This is a genomic window from Saccharopolyspora indica (assembly GCF_027853965.1).
GTDB lineage: Bacteria > Actinomycetota > Actinomycetes > Mycobacteriales > Pseudonocardiaceae > Saccharopolyspora > Saccharopolyspora indica.
The window spans coordinates 288,266-310,265 of the sequence record NZ_JAQGLB010000009.1; the positions used below are offsets into that span (position 1 = coordinate 288,266).

Below are 22,000 nucleotides of genomic sequence, written 5' to 3' on the forward strand. Positions count from 1 at the left end.
CTTTCCAGGAGGACCACCATGACGAACGCACCCACCACCGGTCTGCTCCGGGTGCCCGACGGCCAGCTGCACTTCGAGGTGCGCGGCAGCGGGCCGCTCGTGGTGCTGGCCGGAGCTCCGATGGACGCCCGCTCGTTCGAGCCGCTGGCCGATTTGCTGGCCGCCGACCACGCGGTGCTCACCACCGACCCGCGCGGCATCAACCGCAGCCCGCTGGACGACCCCGAGCAGGACTCGACGCCGGAGCTGCGCGCCGACGACCTGGCCCGGCTCATCACGCACGTCGACGCCGGGCCTGCGGTGGTCCTCGGCTCCAGCGGGGGAGCGGTCAGCGCCCTCGCCCTGGCGCAGTCGCGGCCCGAGCTGATCAGCACGGTCGTGGCCCACGAGCCGCCGCTGTGCGAGCTGCTGCCGGACCGCGAGCAGTTGCGCGAGGGCACCGAGGACATCATCGCCACCCACCTCTCCGGCGACCACCTGGGCGGATGGCGGAAGTTCCTGGCGATGGCCAACATCGACCTGCCGCCGGAGGCGGTCGGGGAGATCTTCGGCGGCGAGCGCGACGCGCAGCAGATCGCCGACGACCACTACCAGCACGCGCACATGCTCCGCGGCACCTCGCACTGGACGCCCGATCTCGAAGCCCTGCGCGCGGTGGCGGACCGGATCGTGGTCGGCATCGGCGAGGAGTCGGGCGGGCAGCTGTGCGAGCGCACCTCGAAGGCGCTGGCCGCGGAGCTGGGCATCGACCCGGTGCTGTTCCCCGGCGATCACATCGGTTTCGCCGGTGCTCCGGCCGCCTTCGAAGCCCGGCTCCGCGAGGTGCTGCCGGGCTAGGCGGCGATGGCGACGCCGAGGGAGAAGATCACCAGGTCCGCGGCGAAGTGCAGCGGCCAGTTCCAGCAGAAGCCGCGCGTCTGCGCGACGGCGATCGCCAGGACCAGGCCGAACCCGCCGCCGAGCAGGACGCCGGTGATCCCGCCGGGAGTGCCGTTGAGGTGTGTGATCCCGAAGTAGAGCGTGGTCAGCGCGATCAGCTCGGTGCGGCCGAGCAGCGGCGCGGTGACGGCGTTGATGCCGTGGCGGAACAGGAACTCCTCCGCCGCGGAGTTGATCAGCGCCGCCACCGCGCACACCGGCAGCCACTGCGCGGCGGCGCGCAATCCGCCGGAGTCGAGCAGACCGGCGCTGGCGAGGACCGGGCCGCCGATGAGGAGCACGGCGACGGCGGTGCCCGCTCACCGCCAGTCCAGCGACCGCCCGGCCACGCGGAGCCCGGTCGCCGCCCGCGGATCGCCGAACCGCAGCGCGGAGTCCGCCAGGCGCGGGCGGTGGGCGAGCAGCACGAGGGCCACCAGGATCAGCGGGACCAGCTTGGCGCCGTTGATCACGAGGATGCCGACGGCCACCGGCAGCGACTCCAGCCGCGGTCCGAGCAGCTCCGAGACGACGGTGATCACGTGCAGCCCGGCCACCGTCGCCGCCAGCACGAGCAGCAACGGGCGCAGCGGTGCGAACTTCCGCCCGATGAGCGCGAAGGCCAGCAGCACCGAGATCACGACCGGCGGCAGCACCAGGCGCCCCGCGGCCCAGCCCGCCGCCCCGGCGAGCGACGCGGGCAACCCGGTGGCCAGGCCGACCACGGCGATCCACAGGACGACTGCTTGAGCCCGGGTCGACGACCGGACGGCGGTCAACTGCGGCTCCGGCGCCTGTGGTTCCACTCGGCGAAGAGCACGGCGCTCGCGCCGAGCGCGGCCAGCACCAGGTTGGTCCAGGGCTGAGTTCCCGGCATGAGGTTGACCAGGAAGGAGCTCTCCGCGGGATCCGTGCCGAAGGCGCTCTGCACCAGCGGCGAGAGGCCTTGCACCAGCAGCACGACACCGACGATCCACAGCAGCGTTCGCATTGACGCCCTCCTCTTTTTGGTACAGGTGTGCTGAATAGTAACTGTACAGCTGTGCTATAAAAGGGCAATGCCGAAGATCGTGGACCACGAGGAGCGCCGGCTGCAGATCGCCGAAGCGCTGTGGCAGGTGGCCCGGCGCGACGGGATCCACGCGGTGTCGGTGCGGACCGTGGCGGCGCAGGCGCGGATGTCGCCGACCGCCCTGCGCTACTTCTTCACCACCCAGGACGAGCTGCTGGAGTTCGCCATGCACGCGGTCGCCGACCGCGTGGCGGTCCGCGCCCGGTCGCGCCTCGACGCCGCCGGAACTCCCGAGAGCATCCGGCACCTCCTGGAAGAGCTCGTCCCGCTCGACGCCGACCGGCGCCTGGAGCAGGGCGTTTACCTGGCTTTCGTGGTGCGCGCGCAAACCCATCCCGGATTGCGGGCGGTGGGCGAGGAAGTGGAGCGGCAGCTCGCCGGCTTGATCCGCAACGCGGTGGAGGCGTTGCACGCGAGCGGCGGCCTCGGCGAGGGGCGGTCGATCGACGGCGCCGCGCGGAGCACCTACGCGCTGCTGGACGGACTCGCGTTCCAGGGCGCGCTCTGGCCGGAGCGCCACCCGCCCAAGGAGCTCAAGCGGATCTTGCGCGACCACCTGGACGAGCTGGCGTCGCCGCTCGCCGGGAGCTGACGCGCACAGTGGACTCGCGGCGTCCGATGCGGACGTCGCCGGGTGATGGCCGTAACACGTGCCGCGCCGCAGGTGTCGCGTCCGCGTTCGCTAAGATCGGTGGTGGGTACTTCGGTACCGCAATCGGGGTGATCAGCGGCGGATGCGAACGCGGGAAGCGGTGCGCTGAGGCGGTTTTCGCAGTCGCGGTACCCGGGTGGGGACCGTCGCGGCATCGCGGTCGAGACGGCAGCAGTTCACCTGTCCGGGCGACTCGGGGCCGGGATGGATAACAATCCCGGATCAGTGCGCGATCACGTCCTTGCTCGACTCGCGGTCAACGTCGCCGGCGCAGATGATTTGTGCAAGCCGCGTGACCTGCGGACCGCCGACCGGCCACGCTGGTTGATCCGCCCGATTGCTGACCGAAACGAACTCGTGATGCGTTTGCGCGCAACGGGCTGCCGTTGCGCTTCGTCTCTCTAGCAGTTGGTGGTTCGTCCAACGGGACTGACTACAGGACGGGGGAAGTCAGGATGTCCGCACCAGGGATCGGCAAGAACTCGCACCTCTCGCTGCCCGATTTCGCTTCGGTGACCAAGCTGCCGAAGCCGATCAAGGCGCTCGTCTACCTGGTCATGCTGTCGGTGCTGACCGTGGCCGGGATCGCCGCGCTGATGGCCGCGATGGCCGTCATCGGCCAGCTCACCGGCGCGTTCGACGTCTTCAGCTTCATGGGCTGAACGGGTCGCGACCAGCAGGGCGGCGCACCAGCGGTGCGCCGCCCTTTCTCATGCCCGCCCGAGCCCCGCTAGTCCGGTCGGCGCAACGCCGTGCGCAGGGCATTCGACCGGTTCGACCAACCGGCCGCTAGGCCGCTCGGCGGGTCCACCCGAAGGTCGGAACCACCCGGGACCTCGCTACGATCGCCAGTGTTGCCAACGCCACGGGGGCAGTAGCTCAGCAGGTCAGAGCAGCGGACTCATAATCCGTCAGGTCGTGGGTTCAAGTCCCACCTGCCCCACAGAACACCAGGTGGAACAGCTGCGGCCGGGCGCTGCTCGGTGATCTCCGTGCTTTCCCGCATTTTCCCGCCGCGCTTTTCGCCATCGGGAAAGCGGCGCGGTCAGGGGAGCAGGAATGCGCTCGGGAGGGTTGCGCCGCTCTTGACGGTGTCCAGGAGGAACATCGTGTCGTAGCGGCGGATGTTGTCGTCGCTCTTGAACAGCTCGTCGCTCAGGTCGTGCAGGGCTCGGACCGAAGTCGCCGTGAGCAGCACGGCGTAGTCCCACCTGCCCGAGAGGGCGTAGCACTGCTGGACCTCCGGCCGCGCGCGGAGCCGGTCGGCGATGCGCCGGTGGTGATCGAGGGACTCCTCGGCCAGGGTCAGCACGACGAGCGCCTGCGTCAGGGCCGGGGCGTGCTCGGTGTCGACGACGGCGACGGTGCGCAGGAACCCGGCGGACTTGTAGCCGGTGATGCGGCGCTGGACGGCGCTGGGGGACAGGCCGACCTGGTCGCCGAGCTCGCGGAGCGTCTGGTCCGCGTTGGCCTGCAGCAGGTCCAGCAGCTGCGCGTCGATCTCGTCGAGGGGTCTCCTGCGTGCGCTCACGCGCAAAAATATTGCGTGCGAGCCCGGACAAAGCAAGCGGATGCCGGGTCGGAACGCATAGCGTCACGAACCGTGAACCAGTTCAACGCACTCACCGATCCCGTCCCGGGCGAGATCACCACGCTGCTCACCGCAGGCGCGGAAGCCGCTCGCACCCACCTGGAGCTCGCATGATCGAGTCCATCGGCATCATCGGAACCGGATCCATCGCCGCGGACATCGTGGACGGGCTGAACGCCGCGACCGGGCAGCGCCCGACGATCCACCTCTCACCGCGCAACGCCCGGATCGCGAACGCGCTGGCACGCCGCCACCCCGACGTCCACGTCCGCGCGGACAACCAGGCGGTCGTCGACGCGGCGCCGCTGATCCTGCTCGCCGTCCGCCCCGATGTCGTGCGCGAGGCCCTCACCGGGCTCCGCGTGCCCGGTGATCGAGTCCTCATCAGCGCCGTCGCGGGATGGTCCGTCGAGGCGCTGGGGGCGCAGCTCGACGCCGACGTGACGGTGGTCCGCTCGATCCCGCTGCCGGCGGTGCGGCAGCAGCGCGGCATCACCGCGCTGCACCCGGCGCATCCGGCCGCGGAAGAGCTGTTCGACCGGCTCGGCGGCACTCTCGTGGTCGACGACCCCGCCACCTTCGACGCGCTTTCCGCCGCAACGGCGTCGATCTCCACCTACCTGCACTACCTGGACGCCGTGGCCGGCTGGATCGCACGTCAGGGCATGGATCCGCACGCCGCGGAAGGCTACGTGCGCAGCATGTTCGCCGGGGTCGGCGCGTCTCTCGGCGATCGGAGCACCGGACTGTCCGAGCTCGGCCGAGCGCACGAAACGCCCGGAGGCAACAACGAGGCCCTGCGCGCGAGGTGGTTCGACCAGCAGAACAGGGCGGCGCTCGACGAGGCGCTGGAGCACATCCGCCGACGCGTCGCCGCCAGCACGAGCGAATGGGCCCGGTGAGATCGCTCCACAGTAGACAGAAGGCTCGTTGGTCGGAACGTGTGAAACCACGTCGATGCCGGGATTTCGGGTGTTGCGCGCCGCTAGCCTCCGCGGCAGGACACCCGGGGAGGCAGTGGTGGAGGACAAGAGCGGTGAAGCAGCAGCGCTGTTCTCCCAGCTGGCGGGCCTGTTGGCGGGCTTCTCCTTCGCCGCGCTGATCGCGATCGTCACGGTGCGGCTGACCGCCAAGTCGACCGAGCAGCAGCTGACCGTCGCCTACCGGCCGCTCACCAGCGCGTTCCTCGCGCTCGTCGCGTCCAGCGCGAACTACGCGGTGGTGCGGCTGGAAGCCCCGTTCTCCGGCCGTTCGGTCGCGGTCAACTCCACGGCGGCCCTGGGGCTCCTGACCGCCGGAGCGCTGCTGCTGTTCTCGATCCTGGTGACCCTGGACAGCGTCGAAGCCGCGCGACCAGACCCGACGGGCAACGGCGGCCGAGCGGTCCGGATGGTCCGGCGAATCCTGGTCCTGGCCGTGCCACCGCTGTTCCCGGGCATGTACGTGCCGCTGCTGCAAGCTCAAGAAGGTGTCGCGCACGGCGGTGGATCGCTGCTGCACCCGCTGCTGGCCGAGATCGGGATCGTCACCACCCTGATCAGCGGTTGCGCCGGAGTGGTGCTGTTCGTGCTCCGCGGAAGGCTCGACCGCGGCCGGGTCGGCCGCGATCTGCTCTCGGTGCCGGGGGTCTACGTCTCGGTCGGCTCCCTCCTGGCGACCGGGGCGTTCACGGTGTTCATGCCCCCTGATGGCGTGCTCCCGGATGCGGTGCTGCTCGCCGAGCTCGCCGTGGTGATGACCGTCGGCGCTCTGACCGCCTCGGCGGCTGCTCGCTTCCACGCGGCGCAGCGCATCGGAGTGCGTGAAACAGCGGAGCGCTGAGGCCGCGGCGCGCTCCGAGGTCAGGGCACCGGCAGGGTGATCGTCACCGTGAGGCCGCCGTCCGGGTTGGGCGTGGCGGTGGCCGTTCCGCGGTGGCTGTCGGCGATCGCCCGGACCAGGGTGAGGCCGAGGCCGTGCCCGCTGGCCTGGGTGCGGGCGCGGATCCGGTGGAACGGCTCGAACAGCCGCTCGGCGTCCTCGGGCGCGATGATCTCGCCGGTGTTGGTGACCGCGACGACGGCGGTGCCGTTCCGGGTGCCGGTGGTCAGCCGGGCGGTGCCGTCGGCGCGGTTGTGCCGGATGGCGTTGTGCAGCAGGTTGATCACCAGGTGGTGCAGCAGGTGCTCGTCGCCGATGACGTGGACCGGCCGCAGGTCGCCGTGCACGGTGATCCGTTCGGCGGCGGCTTCCGCGCGCACCTGCTCCAGCGCGTGCTCCGCCACCGCGGTGAGGTGGACGGGTTTGGCGTCGTCGATGCCGTGATCGGCGCGGGAGAGGGCGAGCAGCGATTCCACGGTCGTGATGCTGCGCTCGTTGGTGGCCAGCAGCTTGGGCGCCAGCGTGGCGAGGTCGTGGTCGTTCGGGTGGGCCATGGCGACCTGGAGCATGGTGCGGGTGGTCGCCAGCGGGGAGCGCAGCTCGTGCGAGGCGTTCGCGGCGAAGCGCTGCTGGGCCTGGAAGCTGGTGTGCAGCCGGTCCAGCATCGTGTCGATGGTGTCGGCCAGCTCGGTGAACTCGTCCTGCGGGCCGTCGAGGTGGATGCGCTCGTGCAGCGAGTTGCCCGCGACGGTGCGCGCGGTCCGGGCGATGTGGTGGATGGGCGCCAGGATGCGCCCGGCGATGATCCAGCCGATCAGGAACGAGACCAGCGCCAGCCCGGTCAGCGCGACGCCGGACAGCTGCAGCAGCACCGTCAGGAAGTCGTCCTTGCTGGTGATGTTCACGGCCATGGGCGCTTTGGCGGGTGCGGTCCGGAACGCCGGCGTCGCCACCTCCATCGCCGGGACGGGCTGCACGTCGTAGGTCGGGATGTAGCGCATCAGCGCGTAGACGGTGATCAGCAGTGCGATCCCGCAGGCCAGCACCGTGCCGCCGTAGAGCAGGGTGAGCCGCAACCGGATGGACAACCGGTTCGGGCGCAGCGTCGCCTGGATGCTCATGCGGGGCTTCCGAGGTAGTAGCCGACCCCGGTCGCGGTGTGCAGGACCGGCGGCCCGCCCAGCTTCCGGCGCAGCGTGGACACGGTGATCCGGACCGCGTTGGTGAACGGGTCGGCGTGGGCGTCCCACGCCTTCTCCAGGAGGTGCTCGGCGCTGAGCACCGCGCCGTCGGCGCGCATGAGCAGTTCCAGGACCGCGAACTCCTTGCGGGTTAGCCGCAGGGAGCGATCGGCTCGGCGCGCGTCGCGGCGGGCGGGGTCCAGCCGGAGATCGGCGAAGGTCAGCACCGGCGGCTGAGCGGGCGCGGCGCGGCGGCGCAGGGCGTGCAGCCGGGCGACCAGCTCCGGGAAGTCGAACGGTTTGACGAGGTAGTCGTCCGAACCGAGGTGCAATCCGTCGATCTTGTCGGCCAGCCCGTCGGCCGCGGTCAGCATCAGGATCCGGCAGTCCGGCCGGGTGGCCACCACGTGCCGGCACACCTCGTCGCCGTGCACGACGGGGAGATCGCGGTCGAGCACGATCACGTCGTACTCGTTGACGGCCACGCTCTCCAGCGCCGCGGCTCCGTCGCCCGCGATGTCGACGGCCATCCCTTCGCGGCGGAGCCCGGACTGCAACGCCTCCGCCAGGAACGCCTCGTCCTCCACGACCAGCACTCGCACTCGTCCGTCCTCCCGTCGTCGTGCGCACCGATGGTTCCGGCGGGCGCATATGGCCGGCATATGGCGATCACCAGACGCCGGCGATAACTCCGGCCTGGCTTGATGGGACCGGTCGCGGCGAGGTGCCGCGGCCGTTCCGGCAGCAGGAAGCCGGAAGTCCTGCAGAGAAGGGGAAATCGACATGTTCTCGTCTTCGCGGAAGATCGCCGTGGCCGTCGCCGGACTGGCCGTCATGCTGGGCGCGGGCGGCGCCGCCTTCGCCACCAGCGGGGATTCGCCCACCGATGCGGGCAAGCCGGAGGCGATCGAGTGCCGCAAGGTCGACCACCTGGAGCCCGGCGTCCCGTTCGAACCGGCCAAGCCGGGCGAGGCGGCCCCGGCGAAGCCGCTGGAGCCCGGCACTCCCGGCGTTCCGGCGAAGCCGATCGAGGAAGTCCCGACCAAGCCGCTGGACCCCGGTGCCGGTGAGGCGATCGAGTGCCAGGAGGTGGAGGGGCCGCTGCCCGACGTTCCGTCCTTCCCGACGAAGCCGGGCGCTGACGCCGGGGTGCTGCCGCCCGGGACTCCCGGCGAGTCCGCGGAGCAGTCCGGAGACGTGCCGGCCGAGCCGGTGAAGTAAGGAAGCCGGAACCGGGTAGCTCGTGGTGGTTCTCCCACGAGCTACCCGGTGGTTCTTCGCCCGGCTATCCGCCGCCCCCGCCGTCGCCTCCTCCGCCGCCGTCGCTACCGCCGCCGTCGCCGAACCCGCCGCGGAATCCGCGGCGTCCGCGGGGCCCACGACGTCGCCTCGGCCCCGCCACCACGAGCAGGACGGCGAATGCCAGCAGGAGCAGCACGAGCATTCCGTTGTCGCTCATCACACGAGGGAGACGTGCGGAGGTGCCCCGGGGTTGCTCGAGCTCGCTGAAAGCCCGTGGTCAGCCAACCGCCTCAGCGGCCCCGAGGTGCGTGAAACCGCAGCTGGGCGAGCGTTCTCGGGTTCCACACCAGCGCGATCAGCGCGGCTGCGCCGAGGGTGACCGCGCCGACCGGCATCGGGTCGTACGCGCCGGCGTCGGCCGAGACCGAGTAGCAGACGTTGATCATGGCGTGGAACAGCACGGCGACGAAGGTGCTGCGGCCGGTGTTGTTGTGCAGCCAGACGATGACGACCCGCGCGGCGACGGTGAACAGCGACTGCCAGAGCACCCAGACCGGCCCGTGCAGCTGGAAGTAGGGCACGACGTGCCAGGCCGCCCACACGGCGCCGATGAGCACACCGGCGCCGAGCGCGCCGCACCACCGCTGGACGGGACCGGTGGCGTAGGCGGTCCAGCCGGCTTCTTCGGCGCACGCGGCAACGACGTAGAGCGCGAAGTAGACCAGCACCGAGACGATCGGCGGCTGGGGGAGCGGGTGCCCCGCCAGGCCGTGCGAGAGCAGCGTGATGGCGGGCATCAGCAGCAGCGCGGGCAGGTACCAGACGAGCGGGATCTTCTTCGCGTCGAAGACCCCGCGCAGGAACCGCCGCACGCTCCCGCCGGTCAGGCGGATCAGCAGCGCAGCGGCCACGGCCGGGACCACGACCTGCAGCGCGCTGATCGGAAGTCCCGCGGGCAGCTGGAGGCCGGAAGCCTCACCGACTGCCCAGAAGGGCAAGCTGAGCGCGAAGACCAGCGCGAAGAAGACGACGACCGGCGACCGCAACACCCGAACCCACATCATCGGTGGAGATCATCTCAGGATCAGCCCTACACCGGGTCGCGCCACATGGGTTGGAGCCGCGGGCCGTTGCCGGGGAGCTCGATCGGGGTGCCGACCGGGCGGAACCCGTGGCGGGCGTAGAGGCGCGTGCTGCGCTGCGTGCTGGCTTCGAGGTAGGCGGGCCGGCCGTCGGCGTCGGCCATCGCCAGGCGGTGGCGCAGCATCGCGGTCCCCGCGCCGCTTCCGCGGAACTCGGGCACCACGGCCATCGCCGACAGGTAGAGGTGCGGTTCCTCCGGGTGGTGCTCGGCGATGAGCCCGAGGACGGTGGCGGTGCGCTGGAGAGCCGGTTCGGTGGCGTTCGCGATCTCCGCGGCCGCGCTCCGGAGGCGCGCCGCCGACATCGTCTCCGACCAGATCGACAGGCCCGCGATGGCGCCGTCCAGGTGTTCGGCGACCAGTACTTCCTCCTCGTGCAGGGCGCTGTCGACCGACGGGTGGAAGAACTCGGCGAGATCGACTCCGGTGGTGTCCGGCAGGACCCAGCCGACGACCGCTTCGTCGGCGAAGGCGGCCGCGTAGGCGGGGGCGATCCGGTCCAGCTCGGAAGGTTCGGCGGCTCGGACGAGCAGGCCTTTGGCGATCATGTCGGCTCCGGTGTCGTACGGGTGTTCCGGTTCACCAGCATTCCGGCGCACCATGCCGGTTTCGAGTAATTTCGTCACAGAACGGGTTGTGACGAAAAGAGGTGCGGATGGGGTGCGCCCAGTGCGGTGCCGAACTGCCGGTCGCGAGCCGGGGCAGGCCCCGCCGCTACTGCGGGCGGGCCTGCCAGGCGCGGGCGTACCGGGCGCGCAAGGACGGCGCCGGGATCAACCGGCGCTCGGCGGCCAGGCCTCGGGCGGCGGCCGAGATCAACCGCGCCGGAGTTCTGCGCGCCGCGATCCGGCTCGCCGATGCGGAGGGGATGCCCGCGGTGTCGATGCAGCGCGTCGCCGCGCAGCTCGGAATCGCGGCGATGACGTTGTACCGCCACGTGCGGAGCAAGGACGAGCTGGTCACGGCGATGGTGGACGCGGTGCTCGCCGAGCAGTCACCGCCGGCGCCTTCCGGCGGCTGGCGGGTGCAGCTGGAACACGAGGCCCGCCAGGAGTGGCAGCTCTACCAGCGGCACCCGTGGGTGCTGCCGGTGCTGGCGAGCACCCGCCCGCCGCTGGGCGGGGCGGTGCTGGCCGCCGTCGACCGGTCGATGACCGCGCTGGCCGGGCACGGCCTCGACCACCGCGCGGCGCTGTCCACGTACCTGCTGGTGAGCGGCTACGTGCAGGGCATGGCGCTGCTGGTGGCCGCGGAGTCGCAGGCGGTGCGGGACACCGGTGTGCGGCCCGAGATCTGGTGGTCCAGGGCCAGATCCGGCCGGTTCGCCGGGCTGGTCGACTCGGGCTGGTACCCGTGGCTGACCGAGCTCGTGGTCGACGACTTCCCCGGCCCGGACCCGGTCGACGGCTGGTTCGACTTCGGCCTGCAGCGAGTCCTCGACGGCGTGGCGGTGCACCTCGGCGAAACCGGCGCTGCTCAGTCCACATCGGACTGAACGGCGCCGTTGATCAACCGGGCAGGGCCGTTTCGCTGCGGAGCGCCTGCAGGGTGTCGATCTCGCGATCGACGTCGCGCCGCTTGGCTTCGAGGCGCTCGGCCTCCTGGGCGAACAGCTTCTCCATCTCGCCGTTGCGCTCGTCGAGCGGGGCTTCCAGACAGGGGAGCACCTCGTCGACGGTGGTGCTGCTCAGGCCGGCCGCGAACAGGTGCTGGATCATGACGACCCGCTCGACCATGGAGCTGTCGAAGTCGCGCCATCCGCCGGGCGTGCGCTCGGACCGGATGAGCCCTTGCTGCTCGTAGTACCGCAGGGACCGGGTGCTGACGCCACTGGCTTCCGCCAGCTCACCGATGCGCATCGAACCTCCTGGAGCTTGCTCGCTTGCACTTTACACCGGTGTCAGGTTTCACCATTGCTGTGTCAACGCAGCAGGAAGTCAGGAAAACCGGAGGTCACCGTGACTGCTCAGATCCACGTCTGGTCGGACTACGTCTGCCCGTTCTGCCTGATCGCCGACGAGGTGATCGGGCGCGCGATCGCCGGCTCGCCCGAGGTCGAGGTCGTCCACCACGCGCACGAACTCCGCCCCCGGCCAGCGCCCACCCTCAGACCGGAGGATCCCTATCTGCCCGACATCTGGCGTCGGTCCGTGTACCCGATGGCGCGCCGCCACGACGTGCCGATGCAGTTGCCGAGCGTCTCCCCGCAGCCGTACACCGAGCTGGCCTTCCGCGGCGCGCTGTACGCCCTGGACCAGGGGCGAGCTGATGCGTACCACCGCCGCGTCATGACGGCGTTCTTCCGCGAGGACCTCGACATCGGCAACCGCGAGGTCCTGGCCCGGCTGGCCGAGGAGGTCGGGCTCGACCCGGTCGCCTACGCCGCGGCCCTCGACGATGCCGGGTACGCCGAGCGGCACCGGCTGGAGCTGGCGGAGTCGGAGCGCATGGGGATCACCGTCGTGCCCACGATCATCATCGGCGGCCGGCGCATCGAGGGCGTCGCCGACGAAGGCGTGATCCGCCGGGCCCTGCACGAGGCGGCCGCCGCGTGAACGCGGGGACGACCCGGCTCGCAGCCCTGATGGCCGAGGCCGTGGAGATCAGCATCAGCCACGTCGATTCGGGCGGGATTCCCTTCGTCGGCCTGCTCGTCGACGACGGGTGGGCTTCCGAGCCCGGTGTGAATCTCGTGCGCGAGACCGGTGACCGCACCGCTCACGCGGAGATCGTGGCCATGCGAGAGGCGGCCCAGGCCCGTGGTAGCGCCGGTCTGGAAGGTCTCACGCTGCTCGCCACGGGAGAACCGTGCGGGCTGTGCTACCGCGTCGCCGCCGCGCACGGCATCGCTGCCGTCCACTTCGCAGTGGGGCGCGACGACGCCGCCGAGTGGGGCTTCGACTACCGGGTGGGCTATCGCGAAGCCGACCGGCTGCCCCTGGCGATGACCGCTCACCACCTCGCCGTGGACCGCGGCCTGGTCCCCTTCGAGCGGTACCGGGCCCTGCACCACCCCGGCCTCACCACCCCCTGACTCGTTTCACCGACTCACAGCTCGTTTCACCGAAAAGGACATCCGTCATGCAGTGGTTCTACCTCGCCGTCGCCGTCGCCTTCGAGATCACCGTCGCCATCGCCGCGGGCAAGGCCCAAGGTTTCACCAAGCCCGTCTGGACCGCGGTCACGCTGGTCAGCGGTGGTATCGCCACCTACTTCCTCAGCCTGGCCCTGCTGACCTTCGACGTCGGCGTCGGCTACGCGATCTGGACCTCGGCGGCCGGTGTCGGGATCGTCGTCCTCGGCGCGCTCCTGTTCGGCCAGCGCCTCGACTGGCGCAAGGCGCTCGGCATCGCCGCCGTCATCGTCGGAGTCGTCGGCCTCCAGCTCAGCGGAGCGGCGTGATGACCCTGAACACCCGCTCCGCACCGCAGCACCTCGCCGAAATCGACCACGAAGAAGGAACTCCCATGACCACCACCACCGCCCCCGCTCCGACCGCCGCCACCACCAACACCACCGGCCGAGCGCACGCGTGGCTCATGCTCCTGCTCGCCGGAGCTTTCGAGATCGGCTACGCCCTCGCCGTCGGAGGCAGCCAGGGCTTCACCGTGATCTCCTGGTCGGTCGTGGCGGTCGTCTTCTTCCTCCTGACGCTGTTCGCGCTGAGCCTCGCCCTGCGCACCATCGACGTGGGCATCGGCTACGCCGTCTGGGCCGGGATCGGCGCTGTCGGAGCCGCACTGCTGGGCCCGGTCTTCTTCGACGAGACCTTCACGCCGGTCAAGGCCCTCTGGCTCGCCGTGATCATCGGTGGTGTCGTCTGGCTCAAGCTCGCCGACAGCCTCAAGAAGCCGCAGACCGAGGCGCCCGCCGGTGCCTGATGACCACGGCCGGAGCCGCGAGATCACCCCAGCGGTCGATCTCGCGGCTCCGGCCGTGTCGGCCTCTCCCGACCGTCCACATCAGACTGATCGGTGGTGCCGCGGTTTTCGACGTGGGCGGCGCGGACCACCTGATGATCGTGGAAACCGACACCGCCCCCACCACCGAACTCGACCCCCTGAACCAGGCGGGATGGGGCCTGCGCGTGGAACTGCCCGCGCAGTGGACGATGACCGCTCGCGATCCCGATGGACGCCCGGTCGACGTCCGGGCCCACCGACCCCGCACCTGACGAGGCGCCCTGCCGGCAGGCCCAGCGCCGCCGGCAGGGCGGAACGGGCTCAGCGCAGCGCTGCGGCCAAGGCGCGGTAGCCGGGCAGCGGGTCGCCCAGGACCTGGATCGCCACGTGATCGGCGCCCGCCTGGAGATGCGCATCGATGCCGCGGGCGATCTGCTCCGGCGTGCCGTGCAGGGCCAGCGCGTCGACGAGCCGGTCGCTTCCCGGCGGCTCGACGTCTTCCGCGGTGAAGCCGTGGCGCTCCAGGTTGCGGGTGTAGTTCGCCAGCTGCAGGTACCTGCCGACGATGTCGCGACCGGCCTCCCTGGCGCGCTGCGGGTCGGTGTCGACGACGACCTTCTGCTCCGGCGCGAGCAGTGCGCCACCGAGGATCTCCCTGGCGTGCCGGGTGTGCTCGGGCGTGGTCAGGTACGGGTGCGCACCGGCCGCGCGGCCGCGGGCGAGCTCCAGCACCTTCGGGCCGAGGGCCGCGAGCACCCGCTGCGACTGCGGGACCCCGGCGGCGTCCAACGCGTCGAGGTAGTCGACCAGCGCCTGGTACGGCTTCCGGTAGTCGTCGTTCATCTCGCGGTGACCAGCGCCGATGCCCAGCACGAAGCGGCCGGGGTGCTTGGCGTTGATCCGGTGGAACGATTCGGCGACAGGCTCCGGGGCAGCGCTCCAGATGTTCACGATGCCGGTGGCGACGGTGATCTGGCGGGTGGCGTCGAGCAGCTGTTCGGCGATGGCGAGGTCCGCGGGCGGGGAGCCGCCCACCCAGATCGTGCCGTAGCCGAGGCTCTCGACCTCCGCCGCCAGTTCAGGATCGAGCTGCGTGGAGATCTGCCAGATACCGGTCTTGCCGAGCGAGGTGGTCATTCCCGGGAAACGCGCCGACCCGGAACCTCATTCCCCGATCGGTGCTTCAAGACGAGGGCCAGCGTCCCGTCGACCGCGGTGAGCGCGGCCATCCCCACCATCCCGGCCGGAACCCGCCGATTCCGGTACCGGTCGGCGAGCAGCAGGTTGAGCCCCGCTCGGGCCGCCATCCACGGCCACCTCGGACGCCCCAGCAGCAGACCGGGGGCGAGCGCCAGGTCGATGATCCCGACGCTCCTGGCGAACCGGCGGTCGAGGCCGAGCGCTCCGCCCACCTTCTCCGGAGCCGTGGCCAAGCCGACGCCCATGCCCGAGGTCACGACCCCGACCACGTCGGCCAGCCGCTCCACCGCGATGCGCTTCACGAGCACATGATCCACCGGACCGGCCCCGGCCGGGCAGGACCTCAGCCGTCCTTGCGCCAGACGTAGGCGGCGGAGATCGGGTGGTTGCGGAACCGCTCCCACTTCGGCTTCACCGCGAGCCAGGCGTCGTCGATCAGGCCCTCGTGCAGCTCGGCCAGCCGCCAGCCCGCCGCCAGCGCCGCGGCGACGTGGTCGCTGATCAGGTGCACGTTGGTGGTGATCGCCACCGACTCCCCGGCGTCGTTGGTGAAGTGCGTGGGCATGCCGGAGGCCATGATGAAGTGCGGGTGGAACGCGACCAGCACGAACGCGGCCTTCGGCGCGGCGATCCGCCACGCCTCCCGGTAGAAGGGCGCCAGGTCGGCGAGGTGCTCGTCCACCAGCGAGGAGATCACCAGGTCGTAGCTGCCCGCGTCCAGCCCGGTGCTGGTCACGTCGGCCTCGGTGAGGCTGTCGTGCGCCCCGCGCCGCTCGGCCAGCGCCAGCATCTCCGGGGTCAGGTCCACCCCGTCGATCACCGGAACTCCCTTGCCCCGCAACCACTGCCCGGTCCGACCGGTCCCGCAGCCGAGGTCGGCGGCCCGCCCGACGGCGTTCCACTCCGGCTCCCGCAACCGCTCCAGGAGCGCGAGGTCCATGACGTCCTCGACGGTGTCCTCGTACTTGCCGACCCACTCCCCGTACCCGGTGCGGACATCGACGGTCCGGTACCCGCGCGAGTCAAACCCACTGAACTCCATTCCCCGGATTATCCAGCCGGGAGCGCCGGCCCGAAACCGAATTTCCGCCCGGTGCCGGTCCGCGGCCGTGAGCACTTTGCGGGGCTGTGGCAACAGAAAGTGCTCACGGGGAGTGGCCAGCAGGAACGTCGCTGCGGTGAGTCTCGCGGGCGAAAATCCAGATGCGCACCGCGCTGGCGGTCGTACGCTGCCAAGGCATCCCAAGGCGGGGTGGCGGCACCTCGGGTGCCGGTGCTGGAAAGGAAGCCCCAACTGACGCGAACCTCATCGTCCCGGTCGGCTCAGCGGATCGGGGACTGACGTGGAACTCGGAATCGTGCTGGCGTTCATCGGCGCGGCCGCGGTGATCTCGCTGGTGCCGGGCCCGGACATGATGTTCATCCTGGCCAACGGAATCTCCTCCGGGCCGCGCGGCGGAGTGGTGGCCGCGGTCGGCATGTCCACCGGCGTGCTCGTGCACACCGTCGCGGCCGCTCTCGGCCTGACCGCCGTCTTCCAGGCGGTGCCCGCCGCGCTGGAAGCGGTCCGGATCGCCGGGATCGCCTTCCTGCTCTACCTGGCGGTCCAGTCGTTCCGCTCGTCGGCGCTGCCGGACGTGCGCGCCGCGCCGTCCAGGTCGATGGGCCGGATCTACGCCCTGGCGGTGCTGACCAACGTGTCCAACCCCAAGGTGATCCTGTTCTACCTGGCGTTCGTCCCGCAGTTCGTCTCGACCGACGCGCCGTGGCCGGTCCCGGTGCAGCTGCTGGCCCTCGGCGGCGTGCTGCTCGCGGTGGGGATCTGCGTGGACGCCGCGGTCGGCCTGGCCTCCGGAGGCCTGTCGAACCTCCTGCTCCGCCGCCCCGGGATCCAGCGCTGGCTGGACCGCGCCGCAGGCGTCCTCTTCGGCGGCCTGGCCCTCCGCCTGGCCACCGAAGACCTCCGCTAGAACGAGGTGAAGGGCACCTTTCGCCAACTAATTTGGCGAAAGGTGCCCTTCGCTCTTCACCTGATCGGTCAGCAGCAGCGGGAGCCCGGGCGGGCGTCCTGGCTGTCGACGTGCCGGCGCCAGAACTCCCGCTCGCCGAGCGGGGCTTCGCCGGGGTGGTTCTGGCGGTGGTGGGCGAGGTAGCGCTCGTAGGCGTTCTCGCCGACCACACCGCGCACGATCTGCCAGGCCGCGCGGACGGTGCCGCGCAGCCTGGTCAGGACCGTCGTCGTCACGTGCTCGCTCCGGCCTTCTCCGCTTCCAGCTCCTTCTGGACGCGGCGTTCCTCGGCCGTCGGGATCAGGCCGGACGGGGCGAACAGCTTCGACTCGACGTACGGGGCCTCGGTGCTGGGCAGCGGTTCGGTGGCCCGCAGCGCCTTGATCCAGACGCGGACCGCGTCCACCAGCACGATCACGATCAGCACCGCGAACAGGATGCTCAGCACGCCGGTGACCGTGGAGTTGACCACGACCCGCTGCATGTCCTCCACGCTGTGCGCCGTGCCCTTGCTCGTCTCACCCGCGGCCAGCGCCGCCTCGTAGGCCGCGCGCTGGGCGAAGAAGCCGATCTTCGGGTCCGTCGAGAAGATCTTCTGCCAGCTCGCCGTCAGCGTCACCGCCACGTCCCAGGCCAGCGGGATCAGCGTCACCCACGCGTACTTGGCCCGGCCCGACTTGATCAGCAGCGTGGTCGCCACCGCCAGCGCCACCGCCGCCAGCAGCTGGTTGGCGATGCCGAACAGCGGGAACAGCTGGTTGATGCCGCCCAGCGGGTCGTTCACGCCGGCCCACAGGAAGTAGCCCCAGGCGCCGACGATCACCGCGCTGGCGATCCAGTTGCCCGGCTTCCAGCTCACGTCGCCGAAGCGCTTCCAGACGTTGCCCACGGTGTCCTGCAGCATGAACCGGCCGACGCGGGTGCCGGCATCCACAGTGGTCAGGATGAACAGCGCCTCGAACATCACCGCGAAGTGGTACCAGAACGCCTTCATCGCGTCCCCGCCCAGCACCTGCGAGAACACCTCGGCCAGGCCGACGGCCAGGGTCGGTGCGCCGCCGCTGCGGCCGACGAGCGTTTCCTCCTCGACCGACGCCGCGGCCGCCGCGAGCTGCTCCGGCGTGATCTGGAAGCCGATGCCCGCCACCGCCTGCGACGCCGACTCCAGCGTGTCGCCGAGCGCCGTCGCGGGCATGTTCATCGCGAAGTACAGGCCGGGGTCGATGATGCACGCCGCGGCCAGCGCCATGATCGCCACGAACGACTCGGTGAGCATCCCGCCGTAGCCGATGACGCGGACCTGCGACTCCTTCTCCAGCATCTTCGGCGTGGTGCCCGAGGACACCAGCGCGTGGAAGCCGGACAGCGCACCGCAGGCGATCGTGATGAACACGAACGGGAACAGCGAACCGGAGAACACCGGGCCCTGGCCGTTGAGCGCGAAGTCGGTGATCGCCTGCGTCTTCATCACCGGCAGCGCGATCAGCAGCGAGATCGCCAGCATCACCACGACGCCGACCTTCATGAACGTGCTCAGGTAGTCGCGCGGCGCCAGCAGCATCCACACCGGCAGCACCGAGGCGATGAAGCCGTAGATGATCAGCGCGAAGGTCAGCTCGTTGCCGGAGAGGGTGAAGAACCCGGCCAGCGCGGAGTCGGCCACCCAGCTGCCCGCGACGATGCTCAGCATCAGCAGCGCCACGCCGATGACCGAGGTCTCGACGATCTTGCCCGGCCGCAGGTACCGCAGGTAGAAGCCCATGAACAGGGCGATCGGGATGGTCATGCCGATGGAGAAGGTGCCCCACGGCGAACCCTTCAGCGCACCGACCACGACCAGCGCCAGCACCGCCAGCAGGATGATCATGATGGCCAGCACCGCGATCAGCGCCGCGATGCCGCCCACCGGGCCGATCTCCTCGCGGGCCATCTGCCCGAGGCTGCGGCCGTTGCGGCGGGTGGAGAAGAACAGCACCACCATGTCCTGCACCGCACCGGCGAAGATGACGCCGACGATGATCCAGATGGTGCCCGGCAGGTAGCCCATCTGCGCGGCCAGCACCGGGCCGACCAGCGGTCCGGCCCCGGCGATCGCGGCGAAGTGGTGCCCGAACAGCACCCGGCGGTCGGTGGGCTGGAAGTCGGTGCCGTTGTTCAGCCGCTCGGCCGGAGTCGCGCGGGTGTCATCGGCCCTGAGCACCTTGTAGGTGAGGAACCGCGCGTAGAAGCGGTAGCCGATGGCGTAAGAGGCCAGGGCCGCGAAGACCAGCCAGGCCGCGGAGATCTCCTCGCCGCGGCCGAGCGCGATGACGCCCCAGGCGACCGCGCCGACGATCGCCACCAGCACCCAGATGGCGATCTCCTTGGGAGTCATCTTGCGTTTCCGAGCTGTCCCACCGCTCGGCGCCGTGTTCGTTGACACCGTCCTCGGACTCCATTCCTGCGGTTGCGAACTGCGCGAGACGACAGGTGCGCAGCAGAGACGAGGATCGGCGCGCAACTCCGGAATGTCCAGTCCGTGGCCGGGAAGTAACCATGATGTAAGACGCGGTCAGCGCAGACGGGTGGCGAGCCCGGCCAGCTCGTCGAGCTCGCGCAGGGCTTCGTCGCGGCCGAGATCGGGCAGCAGGAACAGGACCCGGTCGATGCCCGCCGCGGCGTAGGACTCGACGACCGCCGGGTCGGGCGGCGCTGCGTACACCGACACCGGCACCCGCCAGCCCGCGCGGTCGCGCACCTGCGGCACCAGCTCGGCGAGGTTCTCCGCCGCGGCGCGCGGCAGCCAGCCGCCGCCGTACTCGGCGACCCGCGCGATCGACCGCTCGCTCTCGCCGCCGACGTAGATGGGCGGGTGCGGCGCCTGCACCGGTTTCGGCCACGAGAAGACCGCGTCGAAGTCGACGTGGGTGCCGTGGAACTCCGCTTCGTCCTGGGTCCAGATCTCGCGCATCGCCCGGATCCGCTCGTCCATCAGCGCGCCGCGGGTGGCCGGGTCGGTGCCGTGGTTGCGCATCTCCTCGCGGTTCCACCCGGTGCCCACGCCGAAGAGGAACCGGCCGCCCGAGACCAGGTCCAGGCTGGCCACCTCCTTGGCGGTGGTGATCGGATCCCGTTGCGGGACCAGGCAGATCCCGGTGCCCACCAGCAGCCGCTCGGTGACCGCCGCGGCGGCGGTCAGCGCCACGAACGGGTCCAGCATCCGGTAGCAGCTCCGCGGCAGGTCGCCGCCGAGCGGGTACGGCGTCTCCCGGCCCGCCGGGATGTGCGTGTGCTCGGCGGCGAACAGCGCGTCGAAGTCCCGCTCCTCCAGCGCGCGGCCGAGCGCGGCCGGACCGATGCCCTCGTCGGTGATGAACGCGGCGACGCCGAACTCCATCGTGTCCTCCCGGGGATCTTGGGCCGGCTGCGGTAGACGGTAGTGCGGCGCGGCGGAGCCGGCGTGATCCATCCGGGTGCGGGTACCTGCGCAAAAAGCGCCACGAGATGATCTTCGCGGACTGGATCGGTAAACTCCGCCGCCGGCTGGGTGGCACCGATCGATAACGAGTGGAATCCGGCCGCAACCACGGAGGGGGTCTTGCGCGTCGTGCAGAGATGTGACGGTGTCGATCGCATTGCCCGTGACCGCCTGGCCGGGCGACGGGCTGGCGGCCATGGATGAACTGACGAGCAAGCTCACCGACCTCTACCAGGAGCACTACAAGCAGCTGCTGCGCATCGCCGTTCTGCTGGTGGACGACCGGGCCGCCGCGGAGGACATCGTGCAGGACGCCTACGTGCGGGTGTTCGACTCGCGCACCAGGCTGCGCGACCCCGACAAGGCGCTGGCGTTCCTGCGGCAGGCGGTGCTCAACCGGGCTCGTTCGATGCTGCGGCGGCGGATGGTGGCCAAGAAGTACCAGCCCAAGCTGGCCACCGAGGACAGCCAGCCCGACGACACCGGCCGCGGCGTCGACCGCGCGGTGCTCAAGGCCGCGCTCGCGAAGCTGCCGCGAAGGCAGCGGGAAGCCGTGGTCCTGCGCTACTACGCCGACCTCAGCGAAACCCGCACCGCCGAGGTGATGGGATGCAGCCAGGGGGCGGTGAAGTCGTACTGCTCGCGGGGGATCTCGCGACTGTCCGAGCTGCTGGGGGAGCGGGTGTGAAGGACGGCAACAGAACGTGGGACGTGGAGATGGTGCGGGCTCAGCTGCACCAGGTGGTGGACGACGTCGAGCCGAGCCCTGACGCGCTGCCCAAGCTGCTCGCGGCCTCCCGGCGGCGGACGGCGCCCCGGCGCCCGCTGCTCGCCGCGATCGGCGCGGTGGCGGTGGCGGCGGTAGCGCTGGTCGTGGCACTGGTGGTGATGCCAGGCCAGCAGCAGCCCGCTCCGGTCAGCGCGCAGCCCAACAGCTACCTGGCGACGGTCGAACCCGGTGTGATCGCCTCGTTCGACATCTTCTCCGGGCGGCAGAACGGCGTGCTCGCCGAGATTCCCGGCGCGGACCCGGAGGCGCTGACCACCGACCGGAGCCGGGTGCTGGCGGTGACCTCCACGGCGGGGGGCAGGCAGCTCGTCGAGATCGCGGCCGACGGCGCGCAGCAGGTGCTGCCGGTGCCGGCGGGCGACCTCCGGCTGCTGGCCGCGGGCGGCGGCCGGATCGCCTACCAGGACGCCGATTCCGTCGTCCTGCTGCGCGGTGGGCAGCAGCAGCGCGTCGCGCTCCCAGCCGGGACCCGGGTGGACGACCTGGCCCTGTCCGACGACGGCCGGCTGGCGCTGCTGGCGGCGGAGCCGGGCCGCGACCAGGCGTCCGTGCGGCTGCTCGCCCGCGACGCGACATCGCTGGCCGGGAGCGTCGAGGCGGTGTCCGAGGACTGCGGCCCGGTCGCGATCACCTGGTCCGGTCGCGACATCGCCGCGCTGGAGCCACCGGCCTGCGGTGGCGGGCAGGCGCGGGTGGCCACCTTCGCCGCGGACAGCGGCCGCAAGATCGGCGCCGGGGTGCCGTTCCGGACGCCGGAGCTGGCCGTCGGCGCGGTCCGGATGTCCGCCGATCCGCTGGGCAGGTTCCTGATCTCCGCCGACGACCGCGGGCAGTGGCTGGTCGACGGCTCCGCGGTGCGCCCGCTGCCCCCCGCCTGCACCGGCGACGGGATCTGCGCGACCGGCCCGGGCACCTTCTGGAGCTGATCACGCTCCGCGATCCGCAACACGCCCCTGATCTGATCAATCCCCGCCCGCCCCCCCC

At 71.0% G+C, this 22,000-nt stretch carries 31 protein-coding genes and 1 tRNA gene; 16 read left to right on the top strand and 16 right to left on the bottom strand.

Features of this window, described 5'->3' with window-relative positions:
• Window positions 1-18: 18 nt before the first annotated feature.
• Window positions 19-837 carry an alpha/beta fold hydrolase gene (locus tag OU416_RS21530; protein WP_270928798.1) on the top strand — a complete coding sequence of 273 codons (819 nt, stop codon included), beginning with the start codon at window positions 19-21 and terminating at the stop codon, window positions 835-837.
• On the opposite strand, the gene OU416_RS21535 is transcribed toward OU416_RS21530, so the two are convergent.
• The 3 genes from OU416_RS21535 to OU416_RS21545 are packed head-to-tail and all read right to left on the bottom strand — an operon-like array spanning window position 834 to window position 1,909.
• Complete coding sequence (locus OU416_RS21535) at window positions 834-1,220, bottom strand: CPBP family glutamic-type intramembrane protease (RefSeq protein WP_270928799.1); 387 nt, start codon at window positions 1,218-1,220, stop codon at window positions 834-836. The genes OU416_RS21530 and OU416_RS21535 overlap by 4 nt on opposite strands.
• Window positions 1,221-1,238: 18 nt before the next feature.
• Window positions 1,239-1,697, bottom strand: a complete 459-nt coding sequence (locus tag OU416_RS21540; protein WP_270928800.1) for a hypothetical protein — start codon at window positions 1,695-1,697, stop codon at window positions 1,239-1,241.
• Window positions 1,694-1,909 (bottom strand): hypothetical protein, encoded by a 216-nt coding sequence (locus OU416_RS21545; protein ID WP_270928801.1) that lies wholly within the window; start codon window positions 1,907-1,909, stop codon window positions 1,694-1,696. Before OU416_RS21545 ends, OU416_RS21540 begins: the two co-directional genes overlap by 4 nt.
• Before the next feature lie 67 nt (window positions 1,910-1,976).
• Between OU416_RS21545 and OU416_RS21550 the strand changes: the two genes are divergently transcribed.
• The 3 genes from OU416_RS21550 to OU416_RS21560 all read left to right on the top strand — a co-directional run bounded on the left by OU416_RS21550 (window position 1,977) and on the right by OU416_RS21560 (window position 3,585).
• A complete protein-coding gene (locus OU416_RS21550; protein WP_270928802.1) occupies window positions 1,977-2,582 on the top strand; it encodes a TetR/AcrR family transcriptional regulator in 606 nt (201 codons plus the stop codon).
• Window positions 2,583-3,097: 515 nt separating this feature from the next.
• The gene (locus OU416_RS21555) at window positions 3,098-3,304 is read left to right on the top strand and encodes a hypothetical protein (protein WP_270928803.1); all 207 of its coding nucleotides are present in this window, start codon (window positions 3,098-3,100) and stop codon (window positions 3,302-3,304) included.
• Window positions 3,305-3,510: 206 nt separating this feature from the next.
• Window positions 3,511-3,585, top strand: a tRNA-Ile gene (locus OU416_RS21560).
• 102 nt (window positions 3,586-3,687) lie between these two features.
• On the opposite strand, the gene OU416_RS21565 is transcribed toward OU416_RS21560, so the two are convergent.
• A complete protein-coding gene (locus OU416_RS21565; protein WP_270928804.1) occupies window positions 3,688-4,173 on the bottom strand; it encodes an Lrp/AsnC family transcriptional regulator in 486 nt (161 codons plus the stop codon).
• Window positions 4,174-4,343: 170 nt separating this feature from the next.
• On the opposite strand from OU416_RS21565, the gene OU416_RS21570 reads away from it, so the two are divergent.
• Entirely contained in the window at window positions 4,344-5,135 is a 792-nt protein-coding gene (locus OU416_RS21570; protein WP_270928805.1) for an NAD(P)-binding domain-containing protein, read from the top strand.
• A gap of 118 nt (window positions 5,136-5,253) precedes the next feature.
• The gene (locus OU416_RS21575) at window positions 5,254-6,054 is read left to right on the top strand and encodes a hypothetical protein (RefSeq protein WP_270928806.1); all 801 of its coding nucleotides are present in this window, start codon (window positions 5,254-5,256) and stop codon (window positions 6,052-6,054) included.
• 20 nt (window positions 6,055-6,074) lie between these two features.
• Here the strand turns inward: OU416_RS21575 and OU416_RS21580 are convergent, their stop codons facing one another.
• A complete protein-coding gene (locus tag OU416_RS21580) occupies window positions 6,075-7,214 on the bottom strand; it encodes a sensor histidine kinase (RefSeq protein WP_270928807.1) in 1,140 nt (379 codons plus the stop codon).
• Window positions 7,211-7,876 carry a response regulator transcription factor gene (locus OU416_RS21585; protein WP_270928808.1) on the bottom strand — a complete coding sequence of 222 codons (666 nt, stop codon included), beginning with the start codon at window positions 7,874-7,876 and terminating at the stop codon, window positions 7,211-7,213. Before OU416_RS21585 ends, OU416_RS21580 begins: the two co-directional genes overlap by 4 nt.
• Window positions 7,877-8,057: 181 nt before the next feature.
• Here OU416_RS21585 and OU416_RS21590 point away from each other — a divergent pair, with 181 nt between their 5' ends.
• Window positions 8,058-8,495, top strand: a complete 438-nt coding sequence (locus tag OU416_RS21590; RefSeq protein WP_270928809.1) for a hypothetical protein — start codon at window positions 8,058-8,060, stop codon at window positions 8,493-8,495.
• 64 nt (window positions 8,496-8,559) lie between these two features.
• Here OU416_RS21590 and OU416_RS21595 read toward each other — a convergent pair whose 3' ends face one another.
• From OU416_RS21595 to OU416_RS21605, 3 genes are all read right to left on the bottom strand, one after another.
• Complete coding sequence (locus tag OU416_RS21595) at window positions 8,560-8,733, bottom strand: hypothetical protein (RefSeq protein ID WP_270928810.1); 174 nt, start codon at window positions 8,731-8,733, stop codon at window positions 8,560-8,562.
• A 73-nt stretch (window positions 8,734-8,806) separates the two neighbouring features.
• Window positions 8,807-9,580 carry a CPBP family glutamic-type intramembrane protease gene (locus OU416_RS21600; protein ID WP_270928811.1) on the bottom strand — a complete coding sequence of 258 codons (774 nt, stop codon included), beginning with the start codon at window positions 9,578-9,580 and terminating at the stop codon, window positions 8,807-8,809.
• A gap of 26 nt (window positions 9,581-9,606) precedes the next feature.
• Window positions 9,607-10,284 carry a GNAT family N-acetyltransferase gene (locus OU416_RS21605; RefSeq protein WP_270928812.1) on the bottom strand — a complete coding sequence of 226 codons (678 nt, stop codon included), beginning with the start codon at window positions 10,282-10,284 and terminating at the stop codon, window positions 9,607-9,609.
• A gap of 29 nt (window positions 10,285-10,313) precedes the next feature.
• Here OU416_RS21605 and OU416_RS21610 point away from each other — a divergent pair, with 29 nt between their 5' ends.
• Window positions 10,314-11,153: a TetR/AcrR family transcriptional regulator gene (locus OU416_RS21610; protein ID WP_270928813.1), complete on the top strand. Its 840-nt coding sequence runs from the start codon at window positions 10,314-10,316 to the stop codon at window positions 11,151-11,153.
• Between the two features lie 13 nt (window positions 11,154-11,166).
• Here the strand turns inward: OU416_RS21610 and OU416_RS21615 are convergent, their stop codons facing one another.
• Window positions 11,167-11,517: a MerR family transcriptional regulator gene (locus tag OU416_RS21615; protein WP_270928814.1), complete on the bottom strand. Its 351-nt coding sequence runs from the start codon at window positions 11,515-11,517 to the stop codon at window positions 11,167-11,169.
• Between the two features lie 99 nt (window positions 11,518-11,616).
• Between OU416_RS21615 and OU416_RS21620 the strand changes: the two genes are divergently transcribed.
• The 5 genes from OU416_RS21620 to OU416_RS21640 all read left to right on the top strand — a co-directional run bounded on the left by OU416_RS21620 (window position 11,617) and on the right by OU416_RS21640 (window position 13,832).
• On the top strand, window positions 11,617-12,213 hold the full coding sequence (locus OU416_RS21620; protein ID WP_270928815.1) for a DsbA family oxidoreductase: 597 nt from the start codon (window positions 11,617-11,619) through the stop codon (window positions 12,211-12,213).
• Window positions 12,210-12,692 (top strand): nucleoside deaminase, encoded by a 483-nt coding sequence (locus OU416_RS21625; RefSeq protein WP_270928816.1) that lies wholly within the window; start codon window positions 12,210-12,212, stop codon window positions 12,690-12,692. The genes OU416_RS21620 and OU416_RS21625 overlap by 4 nt, the downstream gene beginning before the upstream one ends.
• A 47-nt stretch (window positions 12,693-12,739) precedes the next feature.
• Window positions 12,740-13,060 (top strand): DMT family transporter, encoded by a 321-nt coding sequence (locus OU416_RS21630; RefSeq protein ID WP_270928817.1) that lies wholly within the window; start codon window positions 12,740-12,742, stop codon window positions 13,058-13,060.
• On the top strand, window positions 13,060-13,539 hold the full coding sequence (locus tag OU416_RS21635) for a DMT family transporter (RefSeq protein WP_270928818.1): 480 nt from the start codon (window positions 13,060-13,062) through the stop codon (window positions 13,537-13,539). The genes OU416_RS21630 and OU416_RS21635 overlap by 1 nt, the downstream gene beginning before the upstream one ends.
• A gap of 134 nt (window positions 13,540-13,673) precedes the next feature.
• Window positions 13,674-13,832: a hypothetical protein gene (locus OU416_RS21640; RefSeq protein WP_270928819.1), complete on the top strand. Its 159-nt coding sequence runs from the start codon at window positions 13,674-13,676 to the stop codon at window positions 13,830-13,832.
• A gap of 49 nt (window positions 13,833-13,881) precedes the next feature.
• On the opposite strand, the gene OU416_RS21645 is transcribed toward OU416_RS21640, so the two are convergent.
• Genes OU416_RS21645 through OU416_RS21655 form a run of 3 tightly spaced genes read right to left on the bottom strand, consistent with a single transcriptional unit; the run spans window position 13,882 to window position 15,802 of the window.
• A complete protein-coding gene (locus OU416_RS21645) occupies window positions 13,882-14,697 on the bottom strand; it encodes an LLM class F420-dependent oxidoreductase (protein WP_270928820.1) in 816 nt (271 codons plus the stop codon).
• Window positions 14,694-15,062 carry a hypothetical protein gene (locus tag OU416_RS21650; RefSeq protein WP_270928821.1) on the bottom strand — a complete coding sequence of 123 codons (369 nt, stop codon included), beginning with the start codon at window positions 15,060-15,062 and terminating at the stop codon, window positions 14,694-14,696. The genes OU416_RS21645 and OU416_RS21650 overlap by 4 nt, the downstream gene beginning before the upstream one ends.
• A gap of 41 nt (window positions 15,063-15,103) precedes the next feature.
• On the bottom strand, window positions 15,104-15,802 hold the full coding sequence (locus OU416_RS21655; protein ID WP_270928822.1) for a class I SAM-dependent DNA methyltransferase: 699 nt from the start codon (window positions 15,800-15,802) through the stop codon (window positions 15,104-15,106).
• Between the two features lie 301 nt (window positions 15,803-16,103).
• Between OU416_RS21655 and OU416_RS21660 the strand changes: the two genes are divergently transcribed.
• Complete coding sequence (locus OU416_RS21660) at window positions 16,104-16,730, top strand: LysE family translocator (protein WP_270928823.1); 627 nt, start codon at window positions 16,104-16,106, stop codon at window positions 16,728-16,730.
• 68 nt (window positions 16,731-16,798) lie between these two features.
• On the opposite strand, the gene OU416_RS21665 is transcribed toward OU416_RS21660, so the two are convergent.
• From OU416_RS21665 to OU416_RS21675, 3 genes are all read right to left on the bottom strand, one after another.
• On the bottom strand, window positions 16,799-17,005 hold the full coding sequence (locus tag OU416_RS21665; RefSeq protein WP_270928824.1) for a YbdD/YjiX family protein: 207 nt from the start codon (window positions 17,003-17,005) through the stop codon (window positions 16,799-16,801).
• Window positions 17,002-19,143, bottom strand: a complete 2,142-nt coding sequence (locus OU416_RS21670; protein WP_270928825.1) for a carbon starvation CstA family protein — start codon at window positions 19,141-19,143, stop codon at window positions 17,002-17,004. The genes OU416_RS21665 and OU416_RS21670 overlap by 4 nt, the downstream gene beginning before the upstream one ends.
• A 177-nt stretch (window positions 19,144-19,320) precedes the next feature.
• Entirely contained in the window at window positions 19,321-20,145 is an 825-nt protein-coding gene (locus tag OU416_RS21675; RefSeq protein WP_270928826.1) for an LLM class F420-dependent oxidoreductase, read from the bottom strand.
• 226 nt (window positions 20,146-20,371) lie between these two features.
• Here OU416_RS21675 and OU416_RS21680 point away from each other — a divergent pair, with 226 nt between their 5' ends.
• The gene (locus tag OU416_RS21680) at window positions 20,372-20,914 is read left to right on the top strand and encodes a SigE family RNA polymerase sigma factor (RefSeq protein ID WP_270928827.1); all 543 of its coding nucleotides are present in this window, start codon (window positions 20,372-20,374) and stop codon (window positions 20,912-20,914) included.
• On the top strand, window positions 20,911-21,942 hold the full coding sequence (locus OU416_RS21685) for a WD40 repeat domain-containing protein (protein ID WP_270928828.1): 1,032 nt from the start codon (window positions 20,911-20,913) through the stop codon (window positions 21,940-21,942). Before OU416_RS21680 ends, OU416_RS21685 begins: the two co-directional genes overlap by 4 nt.
• Window positions 21,943-22,000: the final 58 nt, after the last annotated feature.

Excerpts from the sequence above, each read along its gene's own strand:
- OU416_RS21570 (WP_270928805.1), top strand. The coding sequence starts at position 4,344 with ATGATCGAGTCCATCGGCATCATCGGAACCGGATCCATCGCCGCGGAC.
- OU416_RS21595 (WP_270928810.1), bottom strand. The coding sequence starts at position 8,733 with ATGAGCGACAACGGAATGCTCGTGCTGCTCCTGCTGGCATTCGCCGTC.
- OU416_RS21555 (WP_270928803.1), top strand. The coding sequence starts at position 3,098 with ATGTCCGCACCAGGGATCGGCAAGAACTCGCACCTCTCGCTGCCCGAT.
- OU416_RS21615 (WP_270928814.1), bottom strand. The coding sequence starts at position 11,517 with ATGCGCATCGGTGAGCTGGCGGAAGCCAGTGGCGTCAGCACCCGGTCC.
- OU416_RS21670 (WP_270928825.1), bottom strand. The coding sequence starts at position 19,143 with ATGACTCCCAAGGAGATCGCCATCTGGGTGCTGGTGGCGATCGTCGGC.
- OU416_RS21600 (WP_270928811.1), bottom strand. The coding sequence starts at position 9,580 with ATGATGTGGGTTCGGGTGTTGCGGTCGCCGGTCGTCGTCTTCTTCGCG.
- OU416_RS21590 (WP_270928809.1), top strand. The coding sequence starts at position 8,058 with ATGTTCTCGTCTTCGCGGAAGATCGCCGTGGCCGTCGCCGGACTGGCC.
- OU416_RS21545 (WP_270928801.1), bottom strand. The coding sequence starts at position 1,909 with ATGCGAACGCTGCTGTGGATCGTCGGTGTCGTGCTGCTGGTGCAAGGC.
- OU416_RS21635 (WP_270928818.1), top strand. The coding sequence starts at position 13,060 with ATGACCCTGAACACCCGCTCCGCACCGCAGCACCTCGCCGAAATCGAC.
- OU416_RS21530 (WP_270928798.1), top strand. The coding sequence starts at position 19 with ATGACGAACGCACCCACCACCGGTCTGCTCCGGGTGCCCGACGGCCAG.
- OU416_RS21645 (WP_270928820.1), bottom strand. The coding sequence starts at position 14,697 with ATGACCACCTCGCTCGGCAAGACCGGTATCTGGCAGATCTCCACGCAG.
- OU416_RS21610 (WP_270928813.1), top strand. The coding sequence starts at position 10,314 with ATGGGGTGCGCCCAGTGCGGTGCCGAACTGCCGGTCGCGAGCCGGGGC.
- OU416_RS21655 (WP_270928822.1), bottom strand. The coding sequence starts at position 15,802 with ATGGAGTTCAGTGGGTTTGACTCGCGCGGGTACCGGACCGTCGATGTC.
- OU416_RS21640 (WP_270928819.1), top strand. The coding sequence starts at position 13,674 with ATGATCGTGGAAACCGACACCGCCCCCACCACCGAACTCGACCCCCTG.
- OU416_RS21630 (WP_270928817.1), top strand. The coding sequence starts at position 12,740 with ATGCAGTGGTTCTACCTCGCCGTCGCCGTCGCCTTCGAGATCACCGTC.
- OU416_RS21580 (WP_270928807.1), bottom strand. The coding sequence starts at position 7,214 with ATGAGCATCCAGGCGACGCTGCGCCCGAACCGGTTGTCCATCCGGTTG.
- OU416_RS21675 (WP_270928826.1), bottom strand. The coding sequence starts at position 20,145 with ATGGAGTTCGGCGTCGCCGCGTTCATCACCGACGAGGGCATCGGTCCG.
- OU416_RS21550 (WP_270928802.1), top strand. The coding sequence starts at position 1,977 with ATGCCGAAGATCGTGGACCACGAGGAGCGCCGGCTGCAGATCGCCGAA.